9 protein-coding genes and 2 pseudogenes are annotated in these 13,932 nt (G+C 64.3%); 5 read left to right on the plus strand and 6 right to left on the minus strand.

From position 1 onward, the window contains the following. Nucleotides 1–26 precede the first annotated feature (26 nt). From LDP01_RS09930 to LDP01_RS09940, 3 genes are read left to right on the plus strand one after another with little or no spacing between them, the layout of a single operon-like run. Nucleotides 27–1,247 carry an acetylxylan esterase gene (locus LDP01_RS09930; protein ID WP_224088804.1) on the plus strand — a complete coding sequence of 407 codons (1,221 nt, stop codon included), beginning with the start codon at nt 27–29 and terminating at the stop codon, nt 1,245–1,247. Continuing rightward, nucleotides 1,244–3,325, plus strand: a complete 2,082-nt coding sequence (locus LDP01_RS09935) for a DUF6807 family protein (RefSeq protein WP_224088806.1) — start codon at nt 1,244–1,246, stop codon at nt 3,323–3,325. Before LDP01_RS09930 ends, LDP01_RS09935 begins: the two co-directional genes overlap by 4 nt. Beyond that, complete coding sequence (locus LDP01_RS09940) at nt 3,322–4,452, plus strand: M24 family metallopeptidase (RefSeq protein WP_527249044.1); 1,131 nt, start codon at nt 3,322–3,324, stop codon at nt 4,450–4,452. The genes LDP01_RS09935 and LDP01_RS09940 overlap by 4 nt, the downstream gene beginning before the upstream one ends. 159 nt (nt 4,453–4,611) lie before the next feature. Here LDP01_RS09940 and LDP01_RS09945 read toward each other — a convergent pair. From LDP01_RS09945 to LDP01_RS09965, 5 genes and pseudogenes are all read right to left on the minus strand, one after another. After that, nucleotides 4,612–6,064, minus strand: a pseudogene (locus LDP01_RS09945) (aldehyde dehydrogenase (NADP(+))). Then, the gene (locus LDP01_RS09950; RefSeq protein ID WP_224088808.1) at nt 6,045–7,178 is read right to left on the minus strand and encodes a mandelate racemase/muconate lactonizing enzyme family protein; all 1,134 of its coding nucleotides are present in this window, start codon (nt 7,176–7,178) and stop codon (nt 6,045–6,047) included. Before LDP01_RS09950 ends, LDP01_RS09945 begins: the two are co-directional and overlap by 20 nt. After that, on the minus strand, nt 7,178–8,083 hold the full coding sequence (locus LDP01_RS09955; RefSeq protein WP_224088810.1) for a 5-dehydro-4-deoxyglucarate dehydratase: 906 nt from the start codon (nt 8,081–8,083) through the stop codon (nt 7,178–7,180). Before LDP01_RS09955 ends, LDP01_RS09950 begins: the two co-directional genes overlap by 1 nt. Beyond that, nucleotides 8,080–9,078, minus strand: coding sequence for an NAD-dependent epimerase/dehydratase family protein (locus LDP01_RS09960; protein WP_224088812.1), 999 nt, complete (start codon nt 9,076–9,078; stop codon nt 8,080–8,082). Before LDP01_RS09960 ends, LDP01_RS09955 begins: the two co-directional genes overlap by 4 nt. A gap of 29 nt (nt 9,079–9,107) precedes the next feature. Beyond that, entirely contained in the window at nt 9,108–10,529 is a 1,422-nt protein-coding gene (locus tag LDP01_RS09965) for a Gfo/Idh/MocA family protein (RefSeq protein ID WP_224088813.1), read from the minus strand. Nucleotides 10,530–10,708: 179 nt separating this feature from the next. Here LDP01_RS09965 and LDP01_RS09970 point away from each other — a divergent pair, with 179 nt between their 5' ends. After that, nucleotides 10,709–11,737, plus strand: coding sequence for a LacI family DNA-binding transcriptional regulator (locus LDP01_RS09970; protein WP_224088814.1), 1,029 nt, complete (start codon nt 10,709–10,711; stop codon nt 11,735–11,737). A gap of 70 nt (nt 11,738–11,807) precedes the next feature. Here the strand turns inward: LDP01_RS09970 and LDP01_RS09975 are convergent, their stop codons facing one another. Continuing rightward, complete coding sequence (locus LDP01_RS09975) at nt 11,808–12,506, minus strand: FadR/GntR family transcriptional regulator (RefSeq protein WP_224088815.1); 699 nt, start codon at nt 12,504–12,506, stop codon at nt 11,808–11,810. Between the two features lie 91 nt (nt 12,507–12,597). On the opposite strand from LDP01_RS09975, the pseudogene LDP01_RS09980 reads away from it, so the two are divergent. Next, a pseudogene (locus LDP01_RS09980) lies at nt 12,598–13,930 on the plus strand (alpha-hydroxy acid oxidase). Nucleotides 13,931–13,932: the final 2 nt, after the last annotated feature.

Here is a 13,932-nt window from a genome sequence, read left to right on the forward strand (position 1 = left end):
ATTGTTCCCCAAGCACGGCGACTGCCATGACCACTGCTGACATGGCAGGAATGCCCATCCGCCCCAGTGCTCTTGGCCGCTACGAGGATTGGCCCGCTTACGCCGCCCGGAAGCACTTCGCGGCAGGCTCTCCAAGTGCGCAGCAGCTGGTTGACACCCTCGGCGTCCCTCCCACTGCACCGGTTCCGAAATACAGGGTAGACACCGAAACAAAGCACGACGGCGTCATCACCACCGGCCTGTCCTGGCAGCTTGGTTTCGGGCCAAGGACCTCGGCTTGGTTCGTGCGGCCAACCGGCATCACGGACCCACTACCCGGGATACTGGCCCTTCATTGCCATGGCGGGATCAAATCCCATGGCGCGGAACGGCTTGTCCTGCTTCCAGGAGATGAAGGGAACGACGCCGGGGCCACCACTCCGGTTGGCTTCGGTCCCGTGCCGGCCCAGTTACGGGAAGAGCTCTACGGTGGGCGGCCCATGGCTACATGGCTTGCCCAGCAGGGTTTCGCTGTCCTGGCACACGACGCCTTCATGTGGGGCAGCCGCGGCTTTGGCCTGGAAGACCAGCCTTGGCGGACGGCCCGGGCCATCAACGGCCAGCAGGCACTGTGGCGGGAGGCCGGCGTCGAACCATCCTCGGCGGATCTTTACAACCCAGCAGCGGCCGATCACGAAGAAACCGTGGCAAAAGCCGCAACGCTCCTTGGCACCAGCATCGCCGGCACGGTCGCGCATGACGACCTCGCGGCGTTGGCCGTCCTGGCGTCCCTCCCCGGAGTCGATCCGGAACGCCTTGGTTGCACCGGATTTTCAGGTGGAGGCGGCCGGGCCATGGTGCTCGCCGCCCTTAGTCCACTGATCCGCAGCTACGTGGTCACCTGCATGATGACCACCTTCGCGTCCCTCCTTCCCGCCTACCTCGATGCGCATTCCTGGTTGCTCCACTCCCCTGGCCTGTCAAAGCTTGGGGATTGGCCCGATCTTGTGGTGCGTTCAACTGCCGGCGCTGTCCTGGTCCAATACGCACTGGCCGACCAGCTGTTTCCGGAAGCGGGAATGCGCGACGCCGATGCCCACCTTTCGCAGCGGATGCCGGCTGGGCGGTACACAGGCAGCTTTTGGCCCGGGCCCCATGTTTTTTCCACCGCCATGCAGGAAGAGGCGGCAACTTTTCTCTCCTCCACCCTCCAGGCCAATGAAGCCCCGGGTTTCCCCTCAACTGATCCCGCTAGGACAGCACTATGACTTTGCCCGCAACGGCGCCCCACACAAGCTCGGCCACCCACAACCAACTGCCCCGGGTAGCACTGGTTGGCGTTCACGGATTCGGCGAACGACACCTTGAAAACCTCCATCGGCTCAATTCCGCCGGAGTGCTTGAACTAGTGGCTGTTGCCGATCCACAGCCACCGGCCCAAGGCCAGTTGCCTCCCGATGTGGGCGTCTACAGTTCCTTGGATGAGCTCCTGGCTGCGGGAAATGCCCCCGACGTCGTCATCATTTCCACTCCTATCCAAACCCACGCCACCCTCGCCCTCGCCGCTTTGAGGGCCGGTGCCAACCTCTACCTCGAAAAGCCTCCCGTGGCTTCCATGGCGCAGTACGAAAGCGTCCTCGCAGCGTCGGCGAGCGCCGGGCGGATGGTTCAAGTCGGTTTCCAAAGCCTTGGTTCGCACGCCCTTCCCGCCATTGAAAAGCTTGTGGCATCGGGAGAAATCGGCGAGGTCCGCGGCATCAGCGCGACCGGCCAATGGCTTCGGACAAAGCGGTACTTCACGCGCTCCCGCTGGGCCGGCAAGCGAAGCCTGAATGGTACGGATGTTGTGGACGGCGTAGCGACGAACGCCTTGGCACACGCCGTGGCCACCGGGCTGCGACTCGCTGGTGCCAGGACCCTTGCGGACGTCGACTTGGTTGAAACCGACCTTTACCGGGCGAATGACACCGAAAGCGATGACACCTCAGTGATCAGGGTCCGGACCGCAACGGGCACAGTGCTGACCTGCGCACTGACATTATGCGCGCCCGTGCAGTCAGCGCCATCGGTGACCGTCTACGGCACGCTCGGGCAGATCCGGCTTTCCTACACCGAAGACAAAGTGGAGATCACTACTCCCGACGGGATCCGGAATGAGGCCTTCGGGCGGACGGACTTGCTGGAAAACCTCCTTTCAGCACGGACCGAACAGGATCTGCTCAGCCCATTGAGTGAAACGGGCGCCTATATGTCCGTGTTGGAAGCGGTCCGGACCTCGGACGCACCCCGGCTCATCCATCCGGACCACGTGACGTGGCTGGGCGAAGGCGACGACGCCCATGCCGTGGTGCAGGCCGTGGAATCGTGGATCCGCCGGGCCGCCCTTGGGCAAGCAACGTTTGCGGAACTCGGGACGCCGTGGGTTTCGAAGACGGAGGCCGGACAGACGGGGGCTACAGCAGTCAAGCCAGAGCTGAAAGTCAACGGAATATCCGTGGCTACGATGCACGACGGTTCGCGCATCCGGCCAACCTCCTCGCCGCGTCCATATCTCCACCCCGTTCGAACCCTTGCCGGCACGGTTGTATGTGACCACATTCCGGAGGACCATGTGTGGCACCTTGGAGCAGGGGTCGCCATCCAGGATGTCGACGGCGTCAATTTCTGGGGTGGCCGGACCTACACCCGCGACGCCGGAGCGTACGTCTGGCGCAAGGACCACGGCCGCGTGCTCGTTGAGTCCGCGGAGCACAGGGATGGTCAGAGGGACGAGCTGCTGAGCTGGGTGGGCCCCGACGGCAAGCCCCTCCTCCGCGAACAGCGCGAGTGGCGCTGGGCCGCCGTCGGGAATTCCGCCTGGCAGCTGACGCTGGACTTCACGCTCGAATCCGCCACGGGACGCTCGGTGCTGCTGGGCAGCCCCGGTTCCAACGGAAGGCCGCAGGGCGGTTACGGTGGCTTCTTCTGGCGCCTGCCGAGGGTCAGTGATGCGACCATCTGGACCCCTGTGGCGCGTGGTGAAGATGCCGTCCATGGCAGCGTCGCGCCCTGGCTGGCTTGGTCAGGAACTTTCGACGCCGGAACGGCCGGGGGCCGCAGTGCGGGCGACCCGGGCCTGGGCCATCCTGCAACGCTCGTTTTCCTGGCATCCCCCCAAGCCCCGGACCCCTGGTTCGTTCGGCACTCGGGCTATCCGGGTGTGGGGCTGTCCTTGGCCTGGGACTCTCCAGTGGCCGCAGAACCCGGCCGCCCTGTGCATCGCACCGTCAGGGTGCTCATCGCTGACGGCTTCCTGGCCACTCAGGACATTGAACAGCTCATCTCAACCCAGGGGGACCCAGCATGAACGCTCCGACTCGATCTGCAGTGACACCCGACGCCGCGCCAACATCCGGCACCGCGTCCCCGGCTCCCGGCAATGCCGCCGACCGCGTGGTGAAGCGCCGCCGCATGCTGGACATCCTGGACCATTCGGGTCGCGACTCACTTCTGCTCACCAGCAACACGGCACTCACGTGGTACCTGGACGGCAGCCGGGTCCATATCAGCCTGGCAGGGGATCCCATCGCGGCCCTCCTGGTGGATCGAGCCGGGGATCACTTGGTGACGTTCAACAATGAAGCCGGCCGCATCGAGGCCGAGGAACTTCCGGAGGGCGTCAACCTGCACAGTGTTCCGTGGCACGGCCAGTTGCACGCATCTGCGGCCGCGCTGGCCGATGACGGAAACCCGCTGATGGAAGCCGCCGTCGCAGGGGAACTACGGGCAGCGCGACAACAGCTGCTGCCTGCAGAAACAGCCCGCTATGCCCGGCTGTCCGCCGACGCAGCAACCGCGATGACGGACGTCCTCACGGCAGCAACGCCCGCGACAACCGAATTTGAGCTTGTCTCGGACCTGGCTGCCCGGATTGTGGCAGTGGGCGCCGAGCCCCTTGTGCTGCTGTGCAACGGGGCGGCGAGAAGCGGTTTCCGCCACCCGCTGGCAACGCACGCCCCCATCGGGCGCAGGGCCATGGTTGTGGTTTGCGCACGTCGTCATGGCTTGGTGGCCAACGTGACCCGTTGGGTAGCGTTCGACGCCGGTAGCGCGCAGGAGCTCGACGCCGAAGCCCGCATCGCGGCAGTTGAAGCAGACATCTTCCGGGCCACCGTGCCGGGTGCCAAGCTCAGTGAGGTCTTCGCCGAGATTCAGGATGCCTATGTGCGCCACCTTTTTGGTCCCGATCAATGGACCCTGCATCACCAAGGTGGTCCTGCAGGTTATGCGGGCCGTGATCCGCGGGTCACCGCGGACGTGACGGACAGGATCGTCCTCCACCAGCCGTTCACGTGGAACCCCTCAGGACCTGGTGTGAAAATCGAAGACACCGTGCTGCTCACGGACTCGGGGCTGCGCGTGCTGACCGTGGACCACCGCTGGCCGACGACGGAAGTGGACGGTCGCCGTCGTCCGATCACCCTGCGGCAGTAGCGCCTTCGTCAAGCTCGAGTCAACGCGAAAGAGGCGGGGTCACCGCGATTGTGACCCCGCCTCTTTCATCTGCTCTTACCCAAGTAAGTCGCAGTTAAGCGCGTTTTGACGGCTCAAAACGCGCTTAACTGCTACTTAGTTGGGTTCGCTGTAGGTGAGTTAGCCGAGCGTCAGCACGCCGTCCACACGGCGCGGGATGCCCAACGGGTTCGCCTCGCGCAGGGCCGGGTGCAGGATGCTTTCCGGAGCGTCCTGGTAAGCCACGGGACGCTGGAAGCGGCGAACCGCGGTAGCGCCCACTGAGGTAAACAGCGATGTGGTGGCGGGGTACGGTCCTCCGTGCTGCTGCGACCAGTTCACGGCAACGCCAGTGGGCCAACCGTCAAACAGGACCCTGCCGGCGAGCTCACTCAGCTGCTCCACAAGCGCTGAAATGTCCTCACCTGGCTGCGCGTGTACGGTGCCGGTGAGGCTGCCTGGAACCTTGGCGAGCGCCTGTGACAGTTCGTCGTTGTTGGCGTACTCAATGAGGAGAGTTGTGGGGCCGAAGCACTCCTCCAGCAGCTCATCCGGACGTTCCAGCACATTGGCCGCGCTCGTTGAGAACACCACCGGAGCCGCGCCATCGGCCAGGCTGTCCTGATCCACAACGCCGCTCACCACCGCAACACCCGGCTGCTCCGCGACGCTGCGCAAGCCGTAAGGGTAGGCCTCCGCGATCCGCTCGGTCAGCATGGCCGCTGTCGGCTTGTCCTTGCTCGCCTCAGCCACCTGGGCAGCGAAGTCCGTGCCCGCAGGGATGAAAACGAGTCCGGGCTTGGTGCAGAACTGCCCCGCTCCCTGGGTGAACGAACCAGCCAGGCCAGCAGCAAGTTCTTTAGCACGATCGGCCAAGGCACCATCCGTGATGACCACCGGGTTCAGGCTGCCCAGTTCGCCGTAGAAGGGGATCGGTTCCGGGCGGGACGTTGCGAGGTCGAAGAGTGCGCGGCCGCCGGGAATGGACCCGGTGAAGCCCACCGCCTTGATGGCGGGATCCTGCACCAATGCGGTACCGGCCTCGCGTCCGCTCACGAGGGCGAAGATGCCCTCCGGGGCCCCCGCCTTCGCCAAGGCTTCGGTCACGATCCCGGCAGTCCGCTCGGACAGTCGTAGATGGCCGGAATGTGCTTTGACGATCACCGGGCAGCCGACAGCCAGCGCCGATGCAGTGTCGCCGCCGGCCACTGAGAACGCGAACGGGAAGTTCGACGCCGAGAACACTGCCACCGGTCCAATCGGACGCAGGATGCGGCGCAGGTCAGGCCCTGGGCGGGGTGGCGGCAGGATCCGCGTGATCGATGACGGCCTCCAAGTACGAGCCCTCCGTGATCACCCTCGCGAACAACCGGAGTTGGCCGCTCGTCCGCGCCACCTCACCGGTGAGCCGAACCGTGCCAAGGCTGGTTTCGGAGTCAGCTATGGCCACCAGTTCCGTCACGTTGGCGTCCAGCGCGTCGGCGACGGCGGTCAGCCAGGCTGCGCGCTCGGCGTCGGACGCTGCGGCGGTCACCTTGAAGGCTGCGGCGGCAGCGGCTGTAACCTCGGTCAGGTCAAGAGTTGCTGTACTCAATGTGGTTTCCTTTACTCTCAGGGGCGGAGCTCTGACGTGCGGCCGGCGTTGCGGCAAAGTCGAAGCCAAGACCTGGACTGCCTACGGAGCTGAGCCTGCTGTTGCGGATTCGGATGGGAGAGGGCCCGGCGAGGATGCCGAGTTGCTCGAAGGAAGCGTCTTCCACTTCTTCCACGCTCACGGCCTCAGCCAAGGTGAGCGCCAATTGTCCGGAGAGCTCCGGCAGAAGGTGCGGAGCCACCCTGATGCTGTTCGCACGGGCCAACTCAACGATCCTGCGGAACGGCGTGATGCCGCCCACGCGGACAATGTTGGGTTGGATAATGTCCACAGCTTCGGCTTCGATGAAGTCACGGAAACGGTAGATAGTGTGGACGTTCTCGCCAAGCGCGATAGGCACCGGAGAATGTTTACGCAGGCGCCGGTAGGCCCACAGATCGTCAGCACGGATTGGCTCTTCAAGCCATTCCAATCCGTACTCCCCCAAAACATCCAAGGCACGGAAAGTGTGCGCCAGGTCCCAGCGTTGGTTGGCATCAATCATGAGCAGGCGGTCGGGGCCAATGACCTGCCGGACTGCGGCAACCCGTTCAGCGTCTTCGCGTAGCTCAGGCTTTCCCACCTTGATCTTCACAGCCTTATGACCAGCGGCAACCCAGCGCTGTGCCTGCTCCACGAGCTGTTCCAGGGAGTAGTGCAGATTCACACCCGAGCCATAGACCTCCACCGATTCCTGGCGTTGGCCCAGAAGCCGGGTGACGGACGTGCCCGCCTGCCGCGCTTTAAGGTCCCACAGCGCAAGGTCCACGCCGGCCATGGCGATGGTGGTCAGGCCTCCCCCACCAGCTTCGTGCAGCCGCTTCCACAGCTGGTCCCAGACGATCTCCGGGTTGGCCTCGAGACCAAGGACGAAGGGGGCGATGTCGTGGTCCAGGAGCGCTTTGACCGCTTGGGGACCGATTGTGGGTGTCCACGAGAAACCGTGGCCCACGCCGCCGTCGTCAGTGGTTAGTTCGGTGACGATCACATGGTTCTCGGGGGCTTCAGCACCCCAGCTGCGCAGCAACGGAACCGTGATCAACCGTGTGCTGAGTCCGGTAATGCGCGCTGTCATCAGCTGACGGCCAACTCATGGCCCTTGGCCAGGATCGACTTGAGCTCCAACAGCTGTTCCTCCGTGGGGTCAACCAGCGGTGGTCGGACGGAGCCAACCGGGAGCCCTGCCAGGCGAAGGCCTGCCTTAATCAGCGAGACGCCGAAGCCGGGCGTCTGGTCGCGAAGCCTCACAAGGGGCGAATAGAACCCCTCGAGCAGGGCGTTGCGCCGTTCCTCGTCGCCTGACATGTAGGCGTCGTAATAGGCCTTTGCAATTTCCGGAGCCATGGCAAATGCCGCCGAGGAGTAGAGCGGGATGCCCAAGCCACGGTAAGCGCCCTGGGTCAGCTCTGCCGTGAGGAGCCCATTGAAAAGTGCGAAGTCGGTTCGGCCGCTGGCGTTGATGGCCGATACGATTTCCTGCGCGAGGCCGACGTCCCCGATCCCGTCTTTGAAGCCGATGACCTTGGGATTGGCAGTAAGGCGGGTCATGGCCGCGGCAGTGAACTTCGCCGTGCCACGGTGATAGACGATCACGGGCAGGCTACTGGCAGCGGCGATGGCCTCGACGTAAGCAACCACGCCGTCTGTTGGCCCCGTAACGAGGTACGGCGGGAGAACCAGCAGGGCATCGGCGCCTGCCTCCTCGGCAACCTTGGCGGCAGCAAGTGCGTGGCCGAGCGGGCCGCCGGCGCCTGCGACTACCGGAACAGCACCGTCAACAGCTTCGACGGCGGCAGCCACTACAGTGCGGATCTCATCCAGGGAGAGGGCGTGGAATTCACCCGTGCCACACGCTGGGAAAACACCTCCGGGGCCGTAAGGAAGGCGCGAGGTGATGTGCTCCTTCAGAAGGGCTACATCCACCGAGCCGTCTTCGGCAAAGGGTGTGACGGGGAAAAACAGTACGCCGTCGAAGTTCATGGTGTCTCCTTGGTTGCTCCCGCCGGGACCAGGCCGGCGTGATTCTCGTCGTTGAGTAGTGCTTGCTCTGATGCTGCTGAGTCTTCGCGTTCGAAGGGCGGCGTAAGTTCGGTTCGCCAACTGCGCGTGGGCTCCCAGCCAAGAAGCTCATGCGCTTTCCCGATGGAGAACGCGGGGCTGGTGCCGGTCAGGTGTTCGGTAAGCGGGCCGCTGCCCGGCAGGAAACGCGGGAACAGCTCAGCGAGCGGAGCAGTGGCCAAGGCATCCTTCGCTCCAACGAAGAAGACCTGCCCGTTGGGGATGGCGTCCATCTTCTCCAGCAGCACGTCCAGGAAGTCTGCCACGTCCCTTGCATCGACATAGTTGAACAGTGCCGGCGCGGACAGGGCGGGATCCTGCAACCGCTCGCGAACCGTGTGGCCCTGCTGCGTGGGCGCGCCCTGCCACTCCTCGGGGGAAATGACGTAGCAAGGCCGGAACGCCGCGTACCGGATCTTGTCCCCCTGCGCCGCGGCAAACATCTGCACTGTCTGCTCGGCGATCAGCTTGGACAACGCGTAAGCATTCCAGGGCTTGGGCGGCGTCTGCTCGTCCAGCGGGAACGACGGCGGCAGCCACCCGGCCGGTGAGCCGTAGCCCAGGGCAGTGGGGCTGCTTGCCGTAATAATCTTCGGAATACCCGCGTCGGTGGCTGCACTGATGACCCCGTAGGCGAGCCGGGTGTTCGTACTGAAGATGACTTCCTCAGGGGCGCTGAAAGGTACCGCGATAGCAGCGAGGTGAATGACGGCGTCGGGGTTTGTTTCCCGGAGGAGCCGCTCCGCTTCTCCCGGGGCCAAAAGGTCCGCCGCGTACTGCACGGTGCCGGCCGGCAACTGCTCCGCCGGGATGGCGTCGCGGTCAACCGAGACCACCTCGTGTCCGGCCTGGGCGAGGCCGGCCACGACGCTGCGGCCAAGCCGGCCGGAACCGCCGGTGACGAAAATCCTGCTCATGGTGTTTGTCCTCGTATGGTGTTGGGCCGTTAGGCCTGGCCGCGGCTGAGATCGATGCCCAGGCCAAGTTCGCTGATGCGGACGGGGAGTTCGGTGTCCAGGGACTGGTTGCCGGCGATGCCGACTGAGACGGAACGGAGGCCATCGATGTACCCCGACGGACGGCCCAGGGGGTCTACGCCGGGTCCATTGAAGAGGTCGGAGAGCAGCAGGTTGTCGCCGCCTCCGTGGCCTCCTTCCCCGTTGACGATCGGGACCTCGTAGGCCGCCTCCCAGTGACGCTGGACCACCAGGCGCTCACCGTTTCGTCGAACGGCGTCTTCTTCCTCAACAGGCGTGGCGCTGGGGTCCACCACAGTCTTCTTGTCTGTGCTGAATTGGACCGCTGCGCGCTCAACCACTTCGAGCTCGGCGCGGCCCTCCGTGCCGTTGACGCTGACCCTGTAGCCTTCCCACGGGCTGTGGGCGTTCAGCGAGTAACTCAACGTGGGCCCGCCCTGATAATCAACTACGAGGGCCAGGTTGTCCTCGATGGTGATGCCTTCCGTGAAGACGTCCTGGTCCCTCAGGTAGCCGTCGAACTTTTCATTGTCGTAGTACAGGGCCTTCAAGCGTTCGTCCTCCCGCATGTCCAGGCGGAACGGATCACGCGCCAGGCCATCAACCGTGCCGCGCTCCGGGCGGGCACCCAGACCGCGCTCGGCAGCATTCTTGTCGCCATAGAACCGGAGCCCCCCGGAGGCGAAAACGCGCTCGGGGACGTCATTGATCCACCAGTTGACGAGGTCGAAGTGGTGCGAGGCCTTGTGGATGAGGAGGCCCCCGGAGTTCTTCTTCTCACGGTGCCAGCGGCGGAAGTAGTCCGCGCCGTGCACAGTGTCCAACACCCAGGTGAAGTCGATGGACGTGACCTTGCCGATCACGCCGTTCTGGATGATCTCCTTAAGGGCGGTGTTGCGCGGCGAGTAACGGTAGTTGAAGGTGACTACGACGTTCCGCCCGGTTTCTGCCACGGCAGTGGTGATGCGGCGGCAGCCCTCGACATCGATCGTCAGCGGCTTTTCAACCACGACGTCGGCACCCGCCTCGAGCGCCTCCACGATGTAGTCCGCGTGGGTGTAGTCCGGCGTCGTGACAATGACGCGTTCGATGCCGTTGGCCTGGATGAACCCGGTCAGCTTTGCCGGCTCGAAGAACGCCACCGGCTCCGTTCCGCCGAGTTCCTTGATGAGTTCCTGGTAGAAATCCACGCGGCCCTGGTTCACGTCTGAGAGGGCGACGAGGTCAGCTACGTCTGCGTGCTGTCCATAGATCGCGCGAATGTACATTTCGGAGCGGCCCCCGGTCCCGATAAGGGCAATGCGGGTCCGATGGCGGGCAGTGCTTCCGGCGGAGAACCCGGAAGTGCCCGGTGCGGGCGACTGGGTCTCGGCGGTGTCGACGTTGACCATGGGAAGGCCCCTTTCAAAAGGCAGGAGTGAACCGCTTGACGGCCCGGCGTGATCTGGGAAGAATCATGAGAAAGCGTTTTCTCAGAGCGTTATAAGCTTTGTATCAAGACTCTGGCGGTTCCGTCAACCATTGCCCCAACGCAGGGGCAGCACGCGGACAGCCAACCGGAAGGGGCAACATGGCACGGAGGAACACCAATCGGCGGATTGGCATTGCCGATGTCGCGGAGAAGGCAGGCGTCTCGCACGCCACAGTGTCCCGCGTCATGAACGGTAACGCCGCCGTTGATCCGGGCATTGCCGAGCGCGTCCGTGCGGCGGCAGCCGAATTGAAGTACCAACCCAACCCGGTGGGCCGAAGCCTGGCCTTGGGCAAAACCGACACCATCGGCATAGTTGTCCCGGACCTGGCAAACCCCACGTTCCAGGCCATCCTCCGCGGACTTAGCATTGCCGCCTCCCAGGACGGGTATCGCGTCCTGATCGCGGATTCATCCGAAGTAACCAGCGAGGAAGCAATCCTGGCCGGAGAAGCCCGTCGCCGCTGCGATGGCGTGGTGCTCTGCGCACCCCGAATGGGCGATGCCGAACTTGAAGAGCTGGCACCTACCCTGCATCCGCTGGTACTCATCAACCGCACCACGGTGGCCACCAACACTCCAAGCCTCAGCGTGGACTACGGCCAAGGTATCCAGGAACTCGCCCAGCACCTGGTTGGCCTGGGCCACCGGCGGCTGGCGTACCTCTCCGGCCCGGAGCACAGCGCATCCAACCGCCAGCGCTTGGTGGGCCTGGAAAAATTCCGGAAAGAGCACCCGGAGATTGAACTCCAAATGCTCCACGGCGGGTCCAACTTCGACTCCGGACATGAATCCACCGAGGCCATAATCGCCAGTGGCGCCACCGGCATCCTGGCCTTCAACGACCTCGTCGCCATGGGTTTGCTCAGTGGCCTGCACGAGCGTGGCATGCGGGTTCCGGAGGACATCTCGGTGACGGGGTTCGACGACATCCCGTTCGCCAAGTACACCACTCCCCCACTGACCACCGCCGCCGTGCCCATCAATGAGCTGGGGAGCCTGGCGTGGCGCAGGATGCGGGAGCAGATCCAGCAGGCAGGCGAATCCACCACCCAAGCCCAGGATGAGTTCTCGCCGAGGATGGAAATCCGCAAGAGCACTGCAGCCCCGGCCTTCAAGCCCGCCTAGAAATGCAACGCGGGGTCACTTAGGGCCCATCCGGAAGCCCACCATGGGCCCTAAGTGACCCCGCGTTGCTCTATTCTCCGGAAGGCTGCGAGCCCACTCCGGCCTCTTTGTAGAAGCCTTCGATGTGGGCCGCCACGAGCTCTGCCGCCCGGCCGCCGTCGTTCGCGTTGACGGCAGCGAGGATGGCGCGATGCTCGGCCCTGAGCCGTTCGGAAGTCGCCTTCCAATCCGGAAGGTTCCCCGTCAACTCGCCGGCGTAGTTTTCAATTGCGCCCCGCAATGACGCCATCATTGCACTGACCACTGTATTTCCGGCAGCCTGTGCCAGTGCCACATGGAACCGGGCATCAAGGGCCAGGAACGCCTCGATGTCCGGACTGTTGTCCATTTGCTCGAGCAGCGCCGCCGCCTCATCAAGGGCAGGGGCGCCAACTTTGGCCCGGGCAGCTGCCCAGGATTCGAGCAGCACACGGGTCTCCACGATGTCGGCCACGGGAAGGTGTCGGGTTGCCACGTGGAGGCGGAGCGTGGAGCCCAGTGCAGAGCCGGGCTCGGCGATCACTACAGTTCCCGCGTCCTTGCCCGAGCCAACGCCCGCGCGCACAACACCCATTGCTTCAAGGATCCGCACGGCCTCCCGTACAGATGTCCTGGATACCTGCAGCTGCTCGGCCATTGCCCGCTCTCCGGGGAGCCGTCCGCCGAGGGCGAGGTCGCCGTCGGATAGCTGCTTTTCTATCCACTGCAGGACTAGTTCGTGGGTACGCATACGGGAATACTAGTTGATGTGGTCCAACCACATGGCTTACAGTGTGGTTAGACCACAGTGGTAGGACCACAGAATTTCAAGGGAGAACCGCATGACCGACACCCTCGATCCGAAGATCACAGCAGCCCCGGCCAATGCCGGGAGCGACGAAACCGTCAGCCGGCCGCCCCAGCCGACGCCCGCCGTCGTGCAACCTCCGGCACTGAAGCGGCGCATCCCCAAGGTGTCGGACCTGGCGCCGCTCATGCAGTTCAAGAAGCCCGAATTCAGCAAGGCCGCCCGCCTCAAGCGCGCCAGCACCATCTGGGACCTGCGCGACATCGCCAAGCGCCGCACGCCGCAGGCCCCCTTCGACTACACCGACGGCGCCGCGGAAGCCGAGATCACGCTGCGCCGGGCGCGCCAGGCGTTCCAGGACATCGAATTCCGCCCCGGGATCCTTCGCGATGTTTCCAGGATCGACCTCCGCACGGACATTCTGGGGAAGGAATCGCGCCTCCCCTTCGGCATTGCGCCCACCGGATTCACCCGAATGATGCAGTCCGAGGGCGAATACGCCGGCTCGCAGGCCGCAGAAGCTGCCGGCATTCCCTACACGCTGTCCACGATGGGCACGGCCTCGATCGAGGACGTTGCTACGGCGGCTCCGAACGGCCGCAACTGGTTCCAGCTGTACCTCTGGACCGATCGTGACCGCTCCCTGGAGTTGATCGAGCGCGCCGCCAAAGCAGGCAACGATACCCTCATGGTGACCGTGGATACTGCTGTAGCCGGGGCTCGCCTGAGGGATGTCCGTAACGGCATGACCATCCCGCCGGCGCTGACACTCAAGACAGTCCTGGATGCGTCCTACCGACCCGCGTGGTGGTTCAACTTCCTGACACATGAGCCACTGACCTTCGCGTCGCTCTCGCGGTATACGGGAACGGTGGCGGACCTCATCAACTCAATGTTCGACCCCACGCTGACGTATGAAGACCTTGATTGGCTGCGTGAAACCTGGAAGGGCAAGCTTGTGGTCAAGGGCATCCAGACGGTAGAAGACGCCCGCAAGGTGGTGGACCACGGCGCCGACGGCATCGTCCTGTCCAACCATGGTGGCCGCCAACTGGACCGGGCGCCTATCCCGTTCCATTTGTTGCCTGAAGTTTCGGCGGCCCCTGCAGGCGGACAAGAGCAAGGCCGCGATCATGCTGGATACGGGCATCATGAGCGGCGCCGATATCGTGGCAGCCCTCGCTTTGGGGGCAGACTTTGCCTTGATCGGCCGCGCATACCTCTATGGACTCATGGCCGGTGGACGCGAAGGCGTGGACCGCACGATCCAGATCCTCGAGAAGGACATGACCCGCACCATGGCGCTCCTGGGCGTCAGCAAGGTATCGGACCTGAACCCGGACCACGTGCGGCTGCTGCAGAGCTAGCC

Origin of the sequence: Arthrobacter sp. StoSoilB13, from assembly GCF_019977255.1 — a bacterium.
Classification (GTDB): Bacteria; Actinomycetota; Actinomycetes; order Actinomycetales; family Micrococcaceae; genus Arthrobacter.

Coding starts and splice junctions, on each gene's coding strand:
- LDP01_RS09965 (WP_224088813.1), bottom strand. CDS start 10,529: ATGGTCAACGTCGACACCGCCGAGACCCAGTCGCCCGCACCGGGCACT.
- LDP01_RS09930 (WP_224088804.1), top strand. CDS start 27: ATGACCACTGCTGACATGGCAGGAATGCCCATCCGCCCCAGTGCTCTT.
- LDP01_RS09960 (WP_224088812.1), bottom strand. CDS start 9,078: ATGAGCAGGATTTTCGTCACCGGCGGTTCCGGCCGGCTTGGCCGCAGC.
- LDP01_RS09970 (WP_224088814.1), top strand. CDS start 10,709: ATGGCACGGAGGAACACCAATCGGCGGATTGGCATTGCCGATGTCGCG.
- LDP01_RS09940 (WP_527249044.1), top strand. CDS start 3,322: ATGAACGCTCCGACTCGATCTGCAGTGACACCCGACGCCGCGCCAACA.
- LDP01_RS09950 (WP_224088808.1), bottom strand. CDS start 7,178: ATGACAGCGCGCATTACCGGACTCAGCACACGGTTGATCACGGTTCCG.
- LDP01_RS09955 (WP_224088810.1), bottom strand. CDS start 8,083: ATGAACTTCGACGGCGTACTGTTTTTCCCCGTCACACCCTTTGCCGAA.
- LDP01_RS09935 (WP_224088806.1), top strand. CDS start 1,244: ATGACTTTGCCCGCAACGGCGCCCCACACAAGCTCGGCCACCCACAAC.
- LDP01_RS09975 (WP_224088815.1), bottom strand. CDS start 12,506: ATGCGTACCCACGAACTAGTCCTGCAGTGGATAGAAAAGCAGCTATCC.